Here is a 19885-nt window from a genome sequence, read left to right on the forward strand (position 1 = left end):
CCGGTGCAGGAACCGCAGATTTCGCACGCATCAAGCGCAGCAAACCACGCCCACACCACCATAAGATCGCAAAGCAGCAATCGCCCCTTTGGCCGCGTCCGGTTAACCCCGCCGAAACATCTGTTGCAGCGTCACCAGATATCTGCGCCCGCCCCCTGCGCAACGCCCAGAAAAAGTATCAACACCCCTGCCCGAATGCTTCGCACGCGAAACAATTGGACAGAAACACTGACCTGTCACCGCACCTTCGGTCATCGGAGTTGGAACAGCTCGCTCAGCGCGCACCATCGAAGACAGTGACAAACATCGTTGCCATTACATAGTTTGCTATTTACATTCATAGCAGGCACTGTAATTGACCCAGCATGGAGACCCGCCATGAAAACACGCATCCACGCCATCGCAGGCACGATCGGCTTTCTGACCATTTTGCTGTTCTGGACATCCACTGTCCTGTCTGAACAGTTTGGCTCTCACGCGACCGTCGCAACCGTAAAATCAGCGATCCTGATGGGCATGTTCATCCTGATCCCGGCAATGGCGATTGTCGGCGGCTCCGGGTTCTCGCTGGCCAGCGGGCGCAATGAGGCGTTGGTTTCGGCCAAAAAGAAGCGGATGCCTATTATTGGCGCCAACGGTCTGCTGGTGCTGGTGCCGATGGCCTTCTTTCTCGAATCCCGGGCCGCAGCCGGACAATTCGATGCCACCTTCTACGGCTTGCAGGTCGTCGAACTGCTGGCGGGGGCAACCAATCTGGTCCTGATGGGGCTGAACATGCGCGATGGCATTCGCCTGTCAGGAAAGGCCGCGCCAGCCACTCAGGTCACACTGACCAGCAGCGAGACAATCGCAACCGGAACGATGGCGTTTCACATGACCAAACCCGCGGGATTTCAGCATCAGGCGGGTCAATGGATCCGCCTGACCATCGCAAATGCCGCAAAGGATGGCAAAGCCAGGTCCCGCATCCTCTCCATCGTCAGCGCACCGGATGAGCCTCAGATCACAGTCGCCACCCGGATCAGCGACAGCGCCTTTAAACGCAGCCTCAGCACACTGTCCGACGGGGCTAAGCTGACGGTCGCCGGCCCTTCCGGCACCTTCACTCTGCACGAAGATACCAGCCGACCTGCGGTTTTCATTGCCGGTGGCATCGGGATTACCCCGTTCATGTCGATGTTGCAGGACGTCACGGCGACCAACTGCGACCATAAAATCACACTGTTCTATTCCAACCGCGCCCCCGCTGCCTCTGCCTTCCTCAGCGAACTGGAGAACCTGCAGAAGACCACTTCCAACGTCCAGCTGATCGCGACGGTGACCGATCTAGACGCCGATGACAGCTGGAGCGGTGAGACCCGCCAGATTGATCAGGACATGCTCCGCCGCCACCTCAGCGATCTCAATGCGCCGATCTACTATTGCGTCGGCCCTGCGGGCATGGTGACCGCCACGCAGAAAATGCTCACCGCCGCCGGCGTGGCAGAGCAGGACATCCGGGGTGAATCCTTCACCGGCTACTAGGAGCTTTTGACAAACGTGAAACTGGTCTGCCCCCCTTGCTCCGGCTGCTGCCGGGCCATCAGGGGGCGGACAGCCTCAGCTCAAACCCCCCGCGCGCAGGGTTTTGACCACCCGCTGAAGCAGGTCGATAAATGTTCGGCGTTCCGCCTCGGACAGATCGGCCAGCATCACGCCGTTCACATCCCCGGCCGCCCGGTAAGCCTGATCACGGATCGCCTTGGCTTTCTCCGTCAGATAGATCACCCGGGCCCGCCCATCCTCAGGATGCGCCTGCCGCACAATCAACCCATCCCGCTCCATCCGATTCAGTGTATTGGCCATGGTCGCCTGTTCGACATCCGTTTTGGCCACCAGTTCACGCTGGGTCTGACCATCGCGCTGCCAAAGCGCCAGCAGCGCCGGGAACTGCCCGGGCACAATGCCCAGCGGTTCGATTTCCCTGCGCAGCCCCTCAAAGGCAAGCCGCGCCAATTGATTTATCAGATATCCGGCTGAGGTATTTTGATCAAAGGTCATGCGCCACCGGTAGCAGTGCATAGCATAGAATGCAATAACGCCGCAAAGCGCGGGTCACCGCGTCGTGTCCCCGGCTCAGTCATGAGTGGCCCTATCAGAACGCGCCCAGAATGCTGTGCTAGCACCACCTGCCCCCGCCCTGCGACGGCTCATCGGACACATTCGACAGGCAAAATATCACACTGCGGCCGGTTTAGCCGTCGATTGGCTGAACCGCCTGAACAGCGCGCTTCGCCAGTTCCATAATCGCCTCTCGGCTGCGCGCCACCGCGATGAACCGGGCGTTGTGGCAGAATTTTGCCCCCGCAACACCAGAGGCCGCCTCAAGCGCCCCATCCGTAAGGCCCGCCCAGGCTGCGGGCAGATCGGCGCGGCTCTCGAAACTGTCACCGCTCTTGCGGATGGTGGTCAGCGTCCAGTCGCGGCCGCGCGGATGCACCACGAACAGCAGATGATCGGCGCCCGCCTTCTCCACCGCTGAGCGGAAGGGCATCCCCATCGGCAGCTCCAGCACCCTGCCCGCGCCTGCGACCTCAATCGCCTGCAGCACCATGGTTTCCGCCCGCCGTTTCGCAGCCTTGCCCCGGATCGACGCCTCGACAAAGGCCCGCGCCACCGACAGCGCTGCCAGAAAGGCCTGATCATCCGCGCCTTCACTGCGATCATCAAACGCCGGCTTCAGCGTTTCCAGCAACACCGGCAGCGTCATCCCCGCCAGAGGCCCGGCCACACCGGGATCAATCGCGCCATTGTCCAGCAGATCCACCGGCAGCACGAAGCCCTGATCAAAACTGTGGTGGATGGCGTCAATGTCGGCCTCCGGCACATCGAGGCTGCGAAGGTAATCACGCCCGAAATGGTGCCAGATCAGACCGAAGGAGCTGTAGGGCTGGCCATCTTCGCGCAGGGGATTGGGGCGCTGATGATGGTCGAAAACCTGCGCCGCCGCCTCATAGGCCTGCCCCACATCATAGATGATCCGCCCCGCGTCCGGCGTGATCCATGCAGCCTCCCGCGAGCGTATCAGCTCTGCATCGGGAAACAGACAGGTCAGGATCACCGACGACAGAAGTTCATCGGCATGAAACCCGCCGGAATGGGTCACAAGATGGGTGATGGTCATAAAAAACGCTCCACGGCGGCAGGACAGAAGACAGGCGACACAACGACGCCCACAGGGGTCAGGGGCAGCGGTTACAGAGGCGCCCAGTCACACCTCTGGCTCCCGTCGGCACATCGCCCGGCTCCCCCTGCGATACCCCAAGACCCGGGCCAAAGACAACCGGGGGCTGTCGGAGTTTCTTGAGGCTCTGCTGGTTCAGAGTTCAGCCAGAATGAGATCCGTTGGCCTGCCTTATGCACCGGCTTTGCGGACCAAGACGCGGGCCCATTTCTCGCCCCGCCAAAGATCACGCAGTGATCCGATCTGGCCCAACTCCTCGCGCTGGCGGGCAGCCTCTGCATCCCGAAGGTCAAGGATGATGGACCCGTCCTGCCTGACACTTGTCTCCCAGAACCGTGCATAGGTGTTCGCCGGATAGTGAAAACCGCAGCTGAGCAAGGACAGCGCCAGATCGACCTCTGCAATCTGGGTTGGCTCCTCACGTCCGGGGTTGAGCGTCGTCACGGCCTCTGCCGCCACCCCATTGGCCAGTAGGAACGCCCGCGCCGTGGCAAGGCTGCTGTAGGCCGCCCCCTCTGTGTGAAACCCAAAATGCGTCGCGTCATTGCTTTCCAGATCAATCAGCGTCAGCGCGGGCTGGAAATCCCGGGCAATGAACAGGTCAATGAACCCGTAGCCACATCCTATGTCCGCGACATGTTTCGGAGCGAGGGTTGCAATGGTGGGTTTCAGCGCGAGATATTCGAGATAGAGAACCGAAATCGCACGCCTGAGCAGCAGATCGCCCCGTCGGGCCACCTCCGCCTGAAGCGCGTCGGGTTTTCCCTTGGACCATTGCCGGATCGGCAGGCCAGGGCGATCCAGATCAAAGAGAACCTCAGAGCGCTGCAACACCGTGTTGAGAATGTCCTTGTCAGAGAACATCGACAGGTCAAGCGCGGTCACAATTTGCGACTGGGCGACCTCCTGCACACGATCTGCATCGAACATGTCTGTCTTCCTTGTGTCCGCATCGGATCTGCGCCGCATCGCATCCCATTTCACCTATATGAGACACAGGTTCGCGACGAATAACAACCAGATTATCAAACATATTCCGTCACAAAGAACGCATCTGGGCTCAGTTCTTCATCAAACGCTTGCGACGCTCCCGAATACGCGCGTCTGCCTCCGTCGTCCCGTCATGAAAGGATCCGAAGAATTTGTCCCAAGGGATCTCAAGCGAGCCATAATTACACTCAAAATAGCGATGATGCATCTGATGGTGGAACGTCCCAAGGGCCAGCCGGTTCTTGTCCTTCACCAGCAATCCCTCAAAACCCGTGTGGGTCGTGGCGGCGGTCAGCGCATAATATTGCAGATGAAACAGAATGTGGATCGGGTGCGCCGCAACAATCCAGTGGATCAACACCGAGCCAAGAAAGATGAGATGCTCAACCGGGTGCATAGACAGCCCCGACCAGGGACCAACATTGATGTTTCGGTGATGCAGCGCATGCACGTGTTTGTAGAGAAATGGCACATGCAGCAGGCGGTGGATCCAGTAGAAATAGAAACTCTCCCAGATCGGGATCAGCAGGAACAATGCAACAAACCAGACCGGATGCGCCGCAAAGGTCAGCATCGGCGCGTAGCCATTGGCCAGAGCCCAGAACATCAGGACCTCATAGGCGGTCCAGACTGTCACGCCGCTTGCCAAGGTCCAGAACATATTGTCCCGGATCTGCCCGCCCAAGGTGAACTGTCGTCCGGCCTTCATCAGCGGGCGCGGATCATATCGCAGCCTCTGGCCCTGTTTGGTGAAGGTGTAGAAATAGAGATGCAGCCCGCCGGCGACCGCTGTCATCAGGAGGAGATTGCGCAGATACATCTGGGCAATCCAGCCAAAGGCAAACTCTCTGCTCTCCGCCAGAGGGGGTTGAAACCAATAATAGGACGCAAATGCAACCGCGACGAGGATCAACTTTTCGGTAATCAGGAACCAGGAGTTCCAGAGCCACCCAGCCATCACCAGCGGCCGTGGCGGCCAGGTAAAAAACGGGGATACTTTGATTGGAACAGGCGGAACATGGTTCCACCCCTTGAGCGGCGTCTTGTCCATCAGCATTGTCTCCGCGCGAAACGGTATGCTGCCAGTCTGACAGAACATCCCGCGCGTGAATACAGTTAATAGCTGACCGCAATAGTCGCCCGGAACACCGCTCCTGTTCAGCGGCTTCTACCGGAATCCAGGGGTCGTCCCGCATGGGATCTGATGACCAGACCCATCGCAGAGCTACGGTGCATAGATAGCACCGTGATCAGCAGGTTCGATGGCCAGTCGCGTTCAGTCGGTTTCGATCACCGTGTAGAGACTGGGGGTGAACTTCAACCCGTCTATCGGCGCGATCCCGGCAGTTTTCATCATCTTCGCGGAGGCCGTCTTATACGTCTCTGCGCTCTCCCAAATCGCGACATTGACCAGCATGAATTTGGCATCTGGCGCAATCGATTGATGCAGAGCGGTTGAGACATATCCGGGTTGGGTTTGCAGAAAATCGCGGGCCAATTTCCAAAAGTCGATCGTGGCCTGCAAGGCACCTTCCGGAACTTCAAAAACGTTGATCAAGGTGACGTGACCGCCTTCTGCCGGTGCAGAGGCGGCGCTCATAATGCACCTGAGAGGTTATGAAAGATGAGAGATATCATACAGAAAGGCTCCAGGAGTTCAATTTGCATAGCCGACTTTATAACATTAAACAGCCAGCTATGCAATGCGAAGTATCTTGTGGGCATCGAACATGCCCCCACCCTCAACGGTCAGACAACGCCGCCGTCGACAACCTGATCGGGATGTTGCTCCGCCCAGTCCATCAGGAATTCCGCCACCTCGGCCACGCCTGTCAGCGCGATTGCGCGGCGTGGCAGGGTGATACCTTCGCCCAGTGCCAGGTCCAGACAGGCGATGTGGTCGCGCGCGGCGGCCTGCGGGCAGTTTTCCGCGCCATGCAGAATGGTCGACAGCAGCGTGCCGCCAAAGCCGTTCACATGGGTGAGATCCGGTTTGAGGCTCAAAAGATAGCGCAGACCCTCCGCCACCCCTTCCCAGCCTGCAACCTGCACCGGCGTCAGCCCTTCGCTGTCGGGGCGGTCATAATCGACGCCGATGGCAACCAGCCGCCGGATATGATCCAGCTTACCGGGCAGATGCAGGATCTGGCGAATGATGTCGCGGTAGGCCTCCGGGATCGCCTCGGGCGATAGAACAGCCCCCTGCGGCGCCCCCTCTGCGGCGGCTGCCAGGGCCTCCTCCACCGGGGTCAGGGTTGTGTCCGCGCCCCGCTCTGCCAAGAGCAGCGCCAGATCGCGGTTGCCGAAGACACGCGCATAGGCATAGGGGGTCGCGCCCTGAAACCGGCGGTTCAGCGCCGCGCCATTGTCCAGCAGCAGCGTGATCATCTGCCGGTCGGCCATGCGGCGGGCGGCCTGATGCAGGGCGGGCACCACCCAGGGCGTCTCACCGCCCACGGGGCGCCCGTCAAAGGCGTCAACTTTGGCACCGTGATCCAGCAACAGCTGCACCGCCTGCAGGTCATGGAAATCCATGGCCCGCAGCAGCGCGTTGGTGCCCTCCGGCTCGGCACCATGGGCCAGCAACATCCGCAGGCCGTCGTGATGCCCCAGTTCGGTTGCGTGGTAGAGGCTCTCGCCGTCATCGGGGTTGGCGCCCTGTTCCAGCAGCCATTGCCCCAGCGCCATGTTGTCGGCATGGCCAATCGCAAAATAGAGCGGCGACAGGCGGTGGTCGCTGCCGTCATGCACCGGCGCACCAAGGTTGATATCCGCGCCCGCCGCAAGAAGCGCCTCGGCGATGGCCAGCATATCCGCCTCTCGCTCCGGGGCGTGATGGATCCATCGGGAGCGCGCCAGAATGGTCATCGGTGGGGCAACATCGCCGATCAGCGCCGTTGCATGTTGCGTGGACTGGTCCAGTGCCGCCAGCACATCGGCCTTGCGCAGCAGGCTGAGGCTGAGGCCAAAATCGCCATCCGCAAGGGTCGGGGTGTCGGCCAGCAACTGATCCGCAACCGCAAAGTGACCAGCATAGAGCGCCCCCCGCAGACGCTGGCGTTTGGTGGCCAAATCCATCCCCAGCAACTCCACCGCGAGTTTGAGGGCAGGCCAGGAGGCAAAGCCGTTTTCCCGCGCGATCACATGCAGATAGTCGGCATGTCTCAGCGGGGTTTCAGGCTTGCGTGGTCGCTGGCTGGCGATCCGCTGCAGGGCGATTGTGTCGTGGGAGTGATGGGCTTTGCGCAGCGCCTTTGCGTCGCGGCGCAGTTGGTCCAGAGATTTGGTCATCGGTGTCCTCATTCAATGCCCGACGGTCCGCTATGTGCGAGCATGAGACATACCGAAGAAGGCTGTCGTCTGATGTGGTTTGGGGTGCCGATGACGGCTTTCCGCGGACCTGGTGGCTGCCCCGGCAGCGGTGTCATGTTAGGACGATGCCCCGCTTAGGGCAAGAGGCCGGGGCACGGGGGCACGGGGGCACGGGGGCACGGAGGGATGGCACCCCTTTCTGCCGGTGAGAACAGTTCTGTCAGTACATCACCTGGTTGAGGGTGATATGGAGCGGGGAGCCTGCCGGCAGTTTGGTGCTGCCACGGGCGATCAGCCAGCCATCTGCGCGTTCAAGCCGCGCCACCACCTGCAGGGTCGGGGAGAGGGCTGACAGCGCCGCCGATGAGAGGGTGAAGTCGATCCGCTTGGCCCGGCCTGTGCTGATCAGGTCAAACTCCAGCGCCGGATCCGAGGTGCCAGGCTGACCCAAACTTGATAGGAAAATGGTGATCCGCCCTTTTGGGATCTTGGCGTCCCCTGCAAAAATCAACCTGCCCTGCACGACCTCCGACTGGGCCTTGGCGCGATACGTCAGGGCCGTCAGCGCGAAACCGGCAGCCCCCAGCAACAACGTGCGGCGATGAGGATGGTGGGGCATGCTTGTCCTTTGTCGACCTGAGGCAGGCACAGGGAGTGATGAGACCCCCTGTGCCAAGTTTATGTGCTATTTCTGGACCGGATCAGATGATCACAAAATCATCTGCGCCCAGCTGTAATCCGGACTGCAACTGCGCAAACTGGATGGCATCAACGCCGCCCATCCCGTCCGCATCATACGAGAGCGCACCACTGTCGGAGTTGTAGACAATGCGGTCCGCGCCATCCAGCGCGGTGCCAGAGGCGCTGCTGTGGAAGGCGTTGAAGTCCAGCACGCCGACCTCTCCCACCTCAGTAAAGATGGCGCTGTCCAGCAGGATCGTATCGCTGGTGGTATCGAAATCGCGGATCTCATCAATGTTATCCGCCCCCAGTTCGGTGGAGAAGCGGAAGAAATCATCCCCTTTGCCACCGATCAGGGTATCGTCCATCAGCCCGCCATCCAGCAGGTCATTGCCACGTCCGCCTCGCAGAACATCTGCGCCAGCCTCACCCGGTTGCGCCGGTGCCGGTGGGAATTCAACCGAGACGTTCAGCTCATAGGTGGAACCTTCCGGCACGCTTTCGGACCAGCCTTCGGCGGCATCCGGCGACCAGCTGCCCTCGACAATGAAATAGGTGCCGGTTTCCTCAACCACAAAGACGGTGCTGGAATCGCGGTTGCTGGTGGAGCCGGGATCGCCGCCGCCATCATCGTTCTGGGTGACGATATTGCCCTCGCCGTCCAGCAGGCGGACCCAGCTGTCGTGGACATTGGGATCGGCGATGCCGTCGATGTCGATGGTCAGCACGGTGCCTGCCGCCAGATCAATGCTGTAATAGCCCCCCTGCCCGTTGCCGGTGGCATTCACCGTGGTGTGCAGCACGGTGGTGGAGTCAAAGATATCCGGATCCTCGGTCAGCGAGAAATTATCCGAGATATCAAAGGCGGTTTCCATCGAGTTGTTGGTGGCGTCCGGCCCCAATGTGGCATAGCCGGTGCCCATACCCGGCTGCGGTATCGCATCCGCTGCATCGGCGTAATCCCCGAGTAGAATGTCGTCGCCGGCCGCGCCGCGCAGGGTGTCATTGCCGCCCTGCCCGGTCAGCACATTGTCAGACCTGTCGCCCTTGATCCGGTCGTTGAAGCCGGAGCCGGAGATATTCTCGATAGAGATATAGGTGTCACCCTCGGTCTTGCCCTTGGCCATGTTCAGCTTCACGCCACGGGCCGACTGCGCGTAATCTGCGGTATCGCGACCAATCCCGCCATCCAGCAGGTCTGCCCCACCGCCACCGCTCAGGACATCATCTCCCGCACCGCCGCGCAGGGCATTGTCGCCATCGGAGCCAATGAGATAATCGCCGTGGAAGGAGCCGGTCGCATTTTCCACATCGACAATGATGTCATGGCGAATGGTGGTGCCGCGCCCGACAATCTGCACCGGACCATCCGCATCGCCCCCACGGGCGGTGCCGTTTTCCAGATCCACCGTCACGCCAACAGAACTGGTGGTATAGAGCACCGTATCCACGCCTGCGCCACCGTCGAGATAATCCTGACCGCTGCCGCCGATCAGCACGTCATCGCCGTCCTCACCATAGAGCATGTCACCGTCGTTGCCGCCGTCCAGCGTGTCGTCACCGCCACCGCCGTTGAAGACGTCGCCGCCGCCCTGCCCCCAGAAGTGGTTGTTGTCGGAGGTGCCGATAAAGCGGTCGATACGATCATCGGAGCCGATCAGGTTTTCAATGCTGTAGAAGGTATCGCCCGACGCGGTGCCGCCGCTGGCCACATTGGTCTCCAGATTGACCAGCAATTGGAACGGGCTTTCCTGGCTGAAATCAACGGTGTCGCTGCCAGCCCCACCGCGGAACACATCCTGACCAGCCTGACCGCGCAAGAGGTCATCGCCGTCGCCACCGTCCAGCAGGTCATCACCGGCCCCGCCGTTGATGGTGTCATTGCCGTCGCCACCATAAAGCGCATCATTGCCATCATCCGTTTCGGTCTGATCCTCCAGATCCTCAATCGCGATGGTGTTGTTGATGTCGCGGCTGGCCAGCGTGTCGCGCCCGCCAATGATCAGATCATCGCCGCCAAGGCCGAAGATCGTGTTGCCCCCTGCGCCACCGTCCAGGGTTTCATTGCTCTCATCGCCGATGATCAAGCTGTCGGTCGCGTCGGTCGGCCCGCCGTTTGGCGCATCCGGCGCGTCGCTGCCCGGCGTTCCCGGCGTACCGCCAGCGTAGATGATGGTCTCCACATTGGCGATGTCGCCCAGATCCAGCCCATCGGCCACCACGATCACGGTGTCATTGCCGCCGTTTTCTTCCTCGCGGACGATATCATCAATGGAATCAACAAAATAAACGTCATCGCCGCCATTGCCCGCCATCCGGTCATTGCCCGCGCGCCCGTCCAACACGTTGTCGCCATCATTGCCAATCAGGATATCGTCGTAGCTGCTGCCGATCCCTGTCTCGATGTAATATTCCGTCTGGTCGGCATTGTGGCCCGCAAAGATCGACACATTGTTGCTGTGGCCGTTGACGCTGGAGAACTCACCCGCGCGCAGGTCCAGAATGGTGCTGGCGGTGGAACCGGAGAAATCAATGGTGTCATCACCGCCGGTGTCATGGATCACAAAGCCGATGTCATGCTGCGGCCCGTCCTCGGTCAGCAGGTAGCCATAGTCGGTGCTGTTGAAGCCATAGGTATTGTCGTCGGTATTGAGGTTGATGGTCTGATAGGTCCGCACGCCGTCATCATCGACGGTCGAATAATAGCGCCGGATGATCGCCTCGATGTCGCCCATCAACGGGGTCACCGCCGACCAGCGTGTCTCCTCTCCCACGTCGATGCCATCAAAATAGGACATGACGCTGTACTGCTGGCGGTCATAGGTCCAGGTGGCATTGTTCAGATAGTTGATCTGCACACCGCCGGGGCCGCTGTAATTATAAAGACCGGGGTGGTTCAGGCCGAATTCATGGCCAAACTCATGCACGAAAGTGTCAAAGACATAGCCGCCCAGATCGGTGATATTCGGCTCAGTGTCGTGGAAGCGCTGGCCGACGCTGACATAGCGGTCGCTGGAAAAGGCGCTGCCGTCGCTCGGCTCACCGATTTCGGGGCTGACCACCTCCATCCAATGGAGATCCGCATCATAAGGTGCGTCATCGACAATCTCGAACTGCAATGGCGTGACCGAGGACCACATCTCCAGCGCACCGATGGCGGCGTCCTTGTAGGCCGGGTGATCATTCAGCCCGGTCAGGTTGATCACCAAGGGTTCAGCGGCGATTTCCGGGGTCAGGCTGCGGCCAAGCGCGCCCAGGTAGTCAAGAAACCCCTCGTAATCTTCGCTCTTGCCAAAGGGGTTCTCCGGCGTCTGATCATTGGTCCACCACTCGGTGGTGCTGTCGGTTGTTGCGGGCATGTTTGCCTCCCTGTCATTCAACCCCGAGTGGTCAGACCTGCTGGGCAAAATTCACCCGCAGCCCTCCGCAGGCATAGCGGAGCGCCCGGGCAGCCATCGGCCGACCTCGGAGATTATAGATATATTGGTTTCGCGCCCTGATCGTTTCCGAATTGAATGATCGTTCAACTCACTATTTTTGGTGAGTTTTTCGCCATCCCTTCGTTTCGGCAAAAGCCGGCCCATTGACGTCGGGGCATGGGCGAAGTTGTGCAGGGAGATGCCAGCGCCACAACCCCACGCAGAACGGCGAATTGACAGCTGGTCGCTGTCCCACCGATCGAATCAATCATAGGTGGTAGATCCGTAGCGCACCCAGCATTCCAGCGAAGCGTGTCAGTCTGCCCCCCCCCAAAGCGGTGCAGCACAGGGAATGGTCATCGACAGCAACCTGTGCGGGGCCGCCGCTTCAAGTCGCGCAAGACTGGGGAGGCTTTTTTGCGCGCTAGCTTGGAAACTCAACCTCTATCGTGGGGGTTTGGGCGACACTTTGACAGGTAAGAATGTCGCCTTGCAAAATGTCTCTTTCGCAAAGCGCCATCTGCGTGCGCATCATAACCTTACCCGTCTTAAGCCGTGCCTTACAGGCTCCACAAACCCCGGACCGGCAACTATGCGGAGGCTTCAGCCCCGATGCGAGCGCGGCCTCCAGAACCGTCTGATCCGCAGCCATAGTGACATCGTGACACCTGCCATTGAGGATCACCGATGCTGTCGCTGCCATTCCATTGACCGGGCTGCCAATATCCATCTCTGCGCCGCCAAAGCTCTCCAGATGAATGCGGTCTGCAGGCACATCCAGTGCCATCAAAGCGTCGCGCACATCTTTGTTCATCGCCCCCGGACCACAGATCCAATATTTGACGTCCTGCGCCACCGGCGAGCTCTCCGCAAAAGCTGCGCTGATGGCGTCTGCTCCGATGCGCCCCTTGCGCCAGGGGGAGAACCAGCTCCATAGGGACGGGGCCGAGAGTATGTGGCGCAGGGTGAACCGATCCTCATGTGCATCGGCGAGGGCCGCCAGTTCCGCGCGAAATAGAATTCCATCCGCGGTTTTATTGCCGAAAATCAGATGCGACACGGAATGCGGTTCATGCGCCAGGACATCTTTGATCATCGCAAACAGAGGCGTAATTCCGCTGCCACCGCCAAAGAAATAATGGGTGCGGCGCGCCATCGGGTCGGGCTGCAGCGCGAATTGCCCCAACGGCGGCATCGCGTCCAGGGTCTCTCCAATCTTAAGGCTCTCCGCGATATGGTTCGAGACCACACCACCTTTCACCCGCTTGACCGTGATACGCAGCGGCGCACCGGGCGGGTTGGAGATCGTATAACAACGGCGGTGCTCTTCGCCGTCGATCCTCAGGCGCAATGGCAAATGCTGCCCTGCCTGCCAGCTATATATTTGGCTCAGATCTGGCGGCACGGCCAGGGTAATGCTGGTGGCGTTGCCGCCGATCTCCTGGCGGATGTCGGCGATGGTCAGGGCGTGAAAATCGATGCTCATTGCAGCCTCAACGGTGGCGATAGATGGAAGACAGCGCGGCAGCCAAGAGAGGCTCGGTCGCGCGAGTGGCAATGCGTTTCATTCAACGCCCTCCAGTTGGTTGATCCGTGCAGTGATTTCGGACAGGCGCGACAGCGTTTGCAAAGTCATCGGCAAGATCAGAGCGCTTTCAACGAAGTCCCAGCTGTAGGTGACGATGGAAAATACACTGCCAGCGGTGACGCCGAGTGACTGGGTTGCAAACCAAAGGTTGAACATTTCCATGCCCAGCAGGGCGGTGAAAATCAGTCCGTAGATCAGGCCTTCGGTATCTGAGATACGGATCTCTGATTTTCGCAATGACAGAAGATGCGCTCCCAGGCGCGGCGTCGACCGGGTCGACAGCACGCCAACCTGCTGCTCAGCCCGGGCGTTAAGTGTCGCATTCAGTTGGAAAAACCGTTTGTGCGCCAGCCCGTATATGAGCATGGTTGCGGCCAACGCTGCCATCGCTGACGATGCCAGCAGGGGATGGAAGCCTGCCAGGATGACAAGCGCGGCAAGAACCCGGACAACCGCTGTCATACTTGCCGGCGCTTCAGATTCCAGAAAATCCACCAGTTCCCGTCCCATACCCAGGCGCGCGTTCAACTGCGAGACAGGTGTGCCTGCTGATCTTCGGGCAAGCTCCTTACCCAACTCGACCCGCATGAGACCGTAGGCCCGGGTATCATAGACCCGACGCAGGGTGCCCAGAAGGACCAGCCCGCCCAGCACCGCACCTAGCTGGATAAATGCCCCGAGATCCGAGACCAGCAGTCCGTCGATGGCCTTGCCGATCAGCAAGGGGATCAGAGCAAACATCACCACCTCCGCCAAGGTCAGCCCCCATGTCACACTGATCTGCGGCCAAAAGGCGCGCAGCAACCCACGCAGGGTGAGCGGCCGGTCTGTCAGCGGTCCGACGCGGCGCCTGGTGGAGGGCCTCATGCGTTTCGGGCCTCTTGCGCGGCCATGAAGTCCAGGACGGCTTGCTGGTGACGGGTGACTGGGCTTTCTCCGACCGCTGCCGGGCCAACCTCAAAATAGGGGCTTTGCAGCGATTTCTGCTGCTGCTCACATGCATAGACGTCCTCGGTCGTAAAATCGCCCGACGCCATTGGATCCTCTTCGCCCGACAGGTCAGCCTCGTCGTATTTTGCGCCACCGAAGTCTTTCCAGAAACCGTGGCTGCTCCACGCCTGCTTGCTGAAGTCCCACTCAGAGACATTGGCGAGTTTGGTGCGATTTTCGATCCGCGTCAGCTCCGGGCCCAAAGGCGTTATGACAAACAGGTTCCAGCTGTCCTCGCTCGCGCCAATGCCAATACCGGGAAACAGCATTGGCACCCATGTGCCGCGATGCGGTTCAGGGATCACCCTCGGGGTAGGCAGATTTTTTTCAAGATCCGCGCCATAAGCCTCGCTGGGTGGTTCCCAGAAATGGTAGTGTGGCCCCTTCCAGCCATAGTCCGCCTGCGAATGGGCATACATGTGCAGCGTATTCGCGTGCAGGTGACTGAGATGATAGACGTCGATGTAGTTTTCCACGACGATCTTCCAGTTGGCTTTGATCTCGTAGGACTTGCGCGCTTCAGGGTATTCCACCAGTTCATCGGGCTTGTGCGGGCCCAGATACGGATCCACAGCGCCGAACCATTGTGCCAAGCCGGGGGCCTGCGGGTCCGGGTGCACAAACAGCATGCCGCGCCAGACATCGACACGTGCCGGTTTCAAACCCAGACAGCTCTTGTCGATGCCATTGGGATACTCGCGATCCTCGTCGGGAACCGAGATCAGGTTGCCTTCCAGATCATAGGTCCAGTCGTGATACGGACAGGTCAGCGCCTTTTGCGACTTGCCGACTGCGCGGATCAGTTGGGTTCCGCGATGGCGGCAGATGTTGTGAAACGCCCGCAAACGGCGATCCCGCCCCATTACGATGAAGAGGTTGTTGAGGCCAGCCTGAACCGAGATGTAATGGCCAGGTTCCGGGACATCCTCTGCAAGGCCGGCATAGCGCCAGCTGCGGGAAAAAATCAGAGCCTGTTCACGGTCGAACCAGTCCTGCGACGTGTAAGCGGAGACGGGGAGGTTGTGGTACATGCGAGTCATTGTTTTGCCTCAGACAAGCCAAGGGGCGTAGTGCGGGAACAGGCTGGCGGCGATCATCATGACGCCGGACAAGCCCCAGAGGAGCAGCACGGCCCAAAACAGCAGCGGATCCTCGCTGCGGGCGACCTCAAACACAAAATGGGCTTGGCCGCTTCTCACGGCAGGCACCAGCCACCACAGAAACAGCAGCCCCCAAATCCAATAGAGTCCGAGAACCGCAGCGCCCCCGAGGATCGGAAAGGCAATGTAGTTCACGCCCCTCTGACGCGTCATGCCGATCCCCCCAGAGTCCGCGCAAGAAGCAAGGCCGCCTGCTTCAGTTCCTGCCGCCACCCTGCGGGAGGAGAAAGCGGTGATAGAGAGTCGAGTGTCACGAAACTTGACGAAATGCCCTGTGCCACGGCCCGGACCCTTGCGGGGTTTGCCCCGGGTACGATCCGGTTCAGCGTGTCGCTGAGAACCGTCAGAAAACGCTCAAGGCTGTCCAGAAGGTCAGCCCGCATTCCGGGGGTTTCTGAAGCCGAGATTGAGAGCCCCTGCCAGGCGAGCAGCAGCCTCGGGTCATTCGGTGCATCTTCGGCAAACAATATTGCAACCATGTCTTCCGCGTTCCCTGCATCAGCCAAGGCGGTAGCCAATGAGCTGGTCGAAGCATTGAACGTGTCAACGACATGTTGGGTCAGAGCAGCAATCATCTGATCGCGATTGCCAAGGTAGTGCCGCAGAAGTGGACGCTTTACTCCCGCTTCTGCGGCAATGCGTTCTTGTGTTGCTCCTTCCAACCCGAAGCGGGCAACGCAGGTCAGATACGCGTCGAGGATCTCCTCGGAACGCTGATCCTTTAAACTCGGGCGAGGCATGGCGACTCCATTCTTTGTCACATTTGACAAATAACGGCATCGTATAAATTGTCAACTCTGAAAATATATCCACATGCCTTTCTCGCCTGCGAGTTTGAAACCGCAGAAGCCAGAAGAAGCTTCGGTGAGGGCGCCATCCGTTGCACCCGCGCTTCGTGGCCAATCAGCATGACTGGGGTCCAAGGGATTGTCGTTTTGTGTGGTGGATTGACAGAGCGGACATCACAGGTCACAGCCGCGTCCCGACAGTGGCGTATGTACCGAGCGCTTTGCAGGGTGACCAAGCAGATTTCGCCCGATCATGGCACCGAAAGCCCACAGCTAAAGCGCTTCGGAACAATGATGGCACCGGCTAGCGCAACAGGCCTCATAGTCCTTCAGCAAGGCCAATCACAGGCAGCAATAGGAAAACTCCAAACACCCTCCATCACCACGTGGAGGGCGGATAGCTGCATACCCCGTCTGATTTCAAACGCAGATGAACCGACATCAACTGATAAAAAAGGCGCCCGCTGGGCGCCCTATATGTAGATCTTGGTGAGAACTCGTGCCGAAACGGTGGGAACTCGTGGAAGATTTAGAAACCTTAATGTGTCCAGGGGGCGCGGCGGTTGGTGGCGAAGTTTTCGCCGTAGCCGCCAGCGCGGACATTGGCCTTGCGGCTCTTTGGCTCTGTCACCACGGCGTCGATGCCGTTGGCCTCGGCGTATTCCAGCGCGGCCTCTTTGGTGTCGAAGCGCAGGCGCACCTGGCTCTGGGTATCCTGAGAGGAGGTCCAACCCATCAGCGGGTCCACTTCCCGCGCACTGGTCGGCACGAAATCCAGAACCCATTTGCGGGTTTTGGCCATACCGGAGGTCATGGCGTTCTTGGCTGGCCGATAAATCCGCGCTCGCATGGGATATCTCCTCGTCAATCTCTGCCCCCTATATGCGCTGAACCCTGCGGGCGGGCAAGGTGGCAAATGCCGCAGATTGCGCAGGTTTGGGTGGAAAACCGGGGATCTCAGGACCTTCACGACAGGTTTGAGCGCAAAGCGGGGCCTTCATCCACGCACGCAGGCAAAATCCCCCTTGAATAAGAACAAAAACAGACCAATCTCTGCCCCTAGCAGGAGAGAGCCACAATGCCATACGCCCATTCCGACAAATCCATGCCGATGATGGCTGACCGCGCGCCGCAGCACCGCCCCAAGCTGGAAGGTGGGCGGGAATTTGTGATGCATACGGAGTTTGATCCGGCGGGCGACCAGCCCACCGCAATCCAGGAGCTGTCAGCAGGCGTGCTGGACGGCGAGCGCAATCAGGTGCTGCTGGGGGCGACCGGAACGGGCAAGACCTTCACCATGGCGAAGGTGATCGAGGAGACCCAGCGCCCGGCCATCATTCTGGCACCGAACAAGACGCTGGCGGCGCAATTATACGGCGAATTCAAAGGCTTCTTCCCGGAGAACTCCGTCGAATACTTTGTCTCCTTCTACGACTATTACCAGCCTGAAGCCTATGTCGCGCGCTCCGACACCTATATCGAGAAGGAAAGCCAAATCAACGAACAGATCGACCGGATGCGCCACTCCGCCACCCGGTCGCTGTTGGAGCGGGATGATGTGATCATCATCGCGTCTGTGAGCTGCATCTACGGTATCGGCTCGGTCGAGACCTATTCGGCGATGACGCAGGATTTGAAGGTCGGCGATGACTATGACCAGCGGCAGGTGATGGCCGATCTGGTCGCGCAGCAATACAAACGCAACGATCAGGCGTTTCAGCGCGGCAGCTTCCGGGTACGTGGCGATTCGCTGGAGATTTTCCCCGCCCACCTTGAGGATCGCGCCTGGCGGCTGTCCTTCTTTGGTGAGGAGCTGGAGGGCATCACCGAATTCGACCCGCTCACCGGCGAGAAAACCGGCTCCTTCGATCAGATCCGCGTCTATGCGAATTCCCACTATGTGACCCCGAAGCCGACGCTGAAACAGGCGGTCATTTCGATCAAGGAAGAGCTGAAGATGCGGCTGGATCAGCTGGTGGGTGAGGGCAAACTGCTGGAAGCGCAGCGGCTGGAGCAGCGCACCAATTTCGACATTGAAATGCTGGAGGCCACCGGCCATTGCAACGGAATCGAGAATTACTCGCGCTATCTGACGGGGCGCGCTCCGGGGGAGCCGCCCCCTACCCTGTTTGAATTCATCCCGGACAATGCCATTGTTTTTGCGGATGAATCCCATGTTTCCGTGCCGCAGATCGGCGGCATGTACAAAGGTGACCACCGGCGTAAATTCACATTGGCCGAACATGGTTTCCGCCTGCCGTCCTGCATGGATAACCGTCCGCTGAAGTTTGAGGAATGGGACGCGATGCGCCCGCAATCGGTCTTTGTCTCGGCAACGCCGGCGGCCTGGGAGATTGAGCAATCGGGTGGCGTCTTTGCCGAACAGGTGATCCGCCCAACCGGCCTGTTGGATCCGCAGGTCGAAATCCGCCCGGTGGATATGCAGGTCGACGATCTGCTGGACGAGGTGCGCCGCGTCACCGCAGATGGGTTCCGCACGCTGGTGACCACCCTCACCAAACGCATGGCCGAGGATCTGACCGAATATATGCACGAACAGGGGATCAAGGTCCGCTACATGCACAGCGACATCGACACGCTGGAGCGGATCGAAATCCTGCGCGATCTGCGGCTAGGCGCCTTTGACGTGCTGATCGGCATCAACCTGTTGCGTGAGGGGCTGGATATCCCCGAATGCGGGCTGGTTGCCATTCTGGATGCCGACAAGGAGGGCTTCCTGCGCTCCGAAACCTCGCTGGTCCAGACCATCGGTCGCGCGGCCCGGAATGCTGAAGGCCGGGTTATCATGTATGCTGACCGCATCACTGGTTCGATGGAACGCGCCCTTGGCGAGACCAACCGCCGCCGCGAGAAACAGATCGCCTATAACGAGGAACACGGCATCACCCCCGCGACCGTCAAGAAAAACGTCGAGGATGTGCTGGCGGGTCTCTATGAGGGCGATGTGGATATGAACCGCGTCACCGCAACCATCGACAAACCGATGCATGGTGCCAATCTGGAGGCCCATCTGGCCGGGCTGCGCGAGCAGATGCGCAAGGCCGCCGAGAACCTGGAGTTCGAGGAAGCTGCGCGGCTGCGCGACGAGGTCAAGCGGCTGGAAGCGGTGGATCTGGCGGTCTCTGACGATCCGCTGGCGCGGCAATCCGCGATTGAGGCCGCATCAGATGCGGCGGTGAAATCACGCGGGCGTTCCACTGCGGGCAAGGCCGGGACACGGGCCTATCGGGGCAAGTCGCAGAAAAAGTTCTCGTCGTAGGCTCAGCGGGGCTAACTGGTTCACGAGAAGATAGCGGAGGCAACAGCGCCCGCTCCCCGACAATCCGGACACGAAAAAAGCCCCCCGCGATGGCGGGGGGCAAACTGTGCCGGATCAGGCAGCTGCGTCTCTTAGTTGGATTCGGCGGCAACTTCGTCAGCGGCGTCTTCCGGCGGGGTCACCTTCAGGCCGGGAACCGAAATTTCAGCTTCTTCCATGGTCACATCGACGTCCGGAACCTTCACCGTTGCGGTTTCTTCGGTGATGGAGACGGATCCAACCTCAGCATCGAATTTTGGCAGGTTGCCACCCTCGACGCTGACATCAACGTCGGGCAGGCTGGCTTCTTCTGTCTGATCGACGTCTACCATGTAGATGCCAATCGCAACGGCGATGACGGCAATAACACCCAGAACAATTCCAGTAGCGGTTTTCATAACGTGGTTCCTTTCCG

General features: G+C 59.8%; 17 protein-coding genes. 2 read left to right on the plus strand and 15 right to left on the minus strand.

Annotation, left to right across the window (positions count from 1 at the left end; genetic code table 11):
• Positions 1 to 378: 378 nt before the first annotated feature.
• Positions 379 to 1524, plus strand: coding sequence for an FAD-dependent oxidoreductase (locus D1820_RS07690; protein WP_118068423.1), 1146 nt, complete (start codon positions 379 to 381; stop codon positions 1522 to 1524).
• 75 nt (positions 1525 to 1599) lie between these two features.
• Here D1820_RS07690 and D1820_RS07695 read toward each other — a convergent pair whose 3' ends face one another.
• From D1820_RS07695 to D1820_RS07760, 14 genes are all read right to left on the minus strand, one after another.
• Positions 1600 to 2040: a MarR family winged helix-turn-helix transcriptional regulator gene (locus tag D1820_RS07695; RefSeq protein WP_118068424.1), complete on the minus strand. Its 441-nt coding sequence runs from the start codon at positions 2038 to 2040 to the stop codon at positions 1600 to 1602.
• A 193-nt stretch (positions 2041 to 2233) separates the two neighbouring features.
• Positions 2234 to 3163 carry an MYG1 family protein gene (locus tag D1820_RS07700; RefSeq protein WP_118068425.1) on the minus strand — a complete coding sequence of 310 codons (930 nt, stop codon included), beginning with the start codon at positions 3161 to 3163 and terminating at the stop codon, positions 2234 to 2236.
• A gap of 231 nt (positions 3164 to 3394) precedes the next feature.
• A complete protein-coding gene (locus tag D1820_RS07705) occupies positions 3395 to 4153 on the minus strand; it encodes a hypothetical protein (RefSeq protein WP_118068426.1) in 759 nt (252 codons plus the stop codon).
• Between the two features lie 130 nt (positions 4154 to 4283).
• Positions 4284 to 5264 carry a sterol desaturase family protein gene (locus tag D1820_RS07710; RefSeq protein WP_118070102.1) on the minus strand — a complete coding sequence of 327 codons (981 nt, stop codon included), beginning with the start codon at positions 5262 to 5264 and terminating at the stop codon, positions 4284 to 4286.
• 225 nt (positions 5265 to 5489) lie between these two features.
• Positions 5490 to 5813 (minus strand): antibiotic biosynthesis monooxygenase, encoded by a 324-nt coding sequence (locus tag D1820_RS07715; RefSeq protein ID WP_118068427.1) that lies wholly within the window; start codon positions 5811 to 5813, stop codon positions 5490 to 5492.
• A 149-nt stretch (positions 5814 to 5962) separates the two neighbouring features.
• Positions 5963 to 7504 carry an ankyrin repeat domain-containing protein gene (locus D1820_RS07720; protein ID WP_118068428.1) on the minus strand — a complete coding sequence of 514 codons (1542 nt, stop codon included), beginning with the start codon at positions 7502 to 7504 and terminating at the stop codon, positions 5963 to 5965.
• A gap of 241 nt (positions 7505 to 7745) precedes the next feature.
• Entirely contained in the window at positions 7746 to 8144 is a 399-nt protein-coding gene (locus D1820_RS07725; protein ID WP_118068429.1) for a hypothetical protein, read from the minus strand.
• Positions 8145 to 8226: 82 nt separating this feature from the next.
• Positions 8227 to 11565, minus strand: a complete 3339-nt coding sequence (locus tag D1820_RS07730; protein WP_118068430.1) for a M10 family metallopeptidase C-terminal domain-containing protein — start codon at positions 11563 to 11565, stop codon at positions 8227 to 8229.
• Between the two features lie 484 nt (positions 11566 to 12049).
• Entirely contained in the window at positions 12050 to 13111 is a 1062-nt protein-coding gene (locus D1820_RS07735) for a ferredoxin--NADP reductase (RefSeq protein ID WP_118068431.1), read from the minus strand.
• 78 nt (positions 13112 to 13189) lie between these two features.
• Positions 13190 to 14080 (minus strand): ABC transporter six-transmembrane domain-containing protein, encoded by an 891-nt coding sequence (locus D1820_RS07740; protein WP_118068432.1) that lies wholly within the window; start codon positions 14078 to 14080, stop codon positions 13190 to 13192.
• Positions 14077 to 15234: an aromatic ring-hydroxylating dioxygenase subunit alpha gene (locus D1820_RS07745; RefSeq protein ID WP_217524251.1), complete on the minus strand. Its 1158-nt coding sequence runs from the start codon at positions 15232 to 15234 to the stop codon at positions 14077 to 14079. The genes D1820_RS07740 and D1820_RS07745 overlap by 4 nt, the downstream gene beginning before the upstream one ends.
• 18 nt (positions 15235 to 15252) lie before the next feature.
• Positions 15253 to 15516, minus strand: a complete 264-nt coding sequence (locus D1820_RS07750; RefSeq protein WP_162894081.1) for a hypothetical protein — start codon at positions 15514 to 15516, stop codon at positions 15253 to 15255.
• Positions 15513 to 16103 (minus strand): TetR/AcrR family transcriptional regulator, encoded by a 591-nt coding sequence (locus tag D1820_RS07755; RefSeq protein ID WP_118068435.1) that lies wholly within the window; start codon positions 16101 to 16103, stop codon positions 15513 to 15515. The genes D1820_RS07750 and D1820_RS07755 overlap by 4 nt, the downstream gene beginning before the upstream one ends.
• Before the next feature lie 586 nt (positions 16104 to 16689).
• Positions 16690 to 17001 (minus strand): ETC complex I subunit, encoded by a 312-nt coding sequence (locus D1820_RS07760; protein ID WP_096869243.1) that lies wholly within the window; start codon positions 16999 to 17001, stop codon positions 16690 to 16692.
• A 228-nt stretch (positions 17002 to 17229) separates the two neighbouring features.
• Here D1820_RS07760 and uvrB point away from each other — a divergent pair, with 228 nt between their 5' ends.
• Positions 17230 to 19431, plus strand: coding sequence for an excinuclease ABC subunit UvrB (gene uvrB, locus D1820_RS07765; protein WP_118068436.1), 2202 nt, complete (start codon positions 17230 to 17232; stop codon positions 19429 to 19431).
• Between the two features lie 131 nt (positions 19432 to 19562).
• Here uvrB and D1820_RS07770 read toward each other — a convergent pair whose 3' ends face one another.
• Positions 19563 to 19868, minus strand: coding sequence for a hypothetical protein (locus tag D1820_RS07770; RefSeq protein WP_096872125.1), 306 nt, complete (start codon positions 19866 to 19868; stop codon positions 19563 to 19565).
• Between the last annotated feature and the right edge of the window lie 17 nt (positions 19869 to 19885).

This window comes from Phaeobacter sp. LSS9 (assembly GCF_003443595.1).
Lineage (GTDB): Bacteria > Pseudomonadota > Alphaproteobacteria > Rhodobacterales > Rhodobacteraceae > Phaeobacter > Phaeobacter piscinae.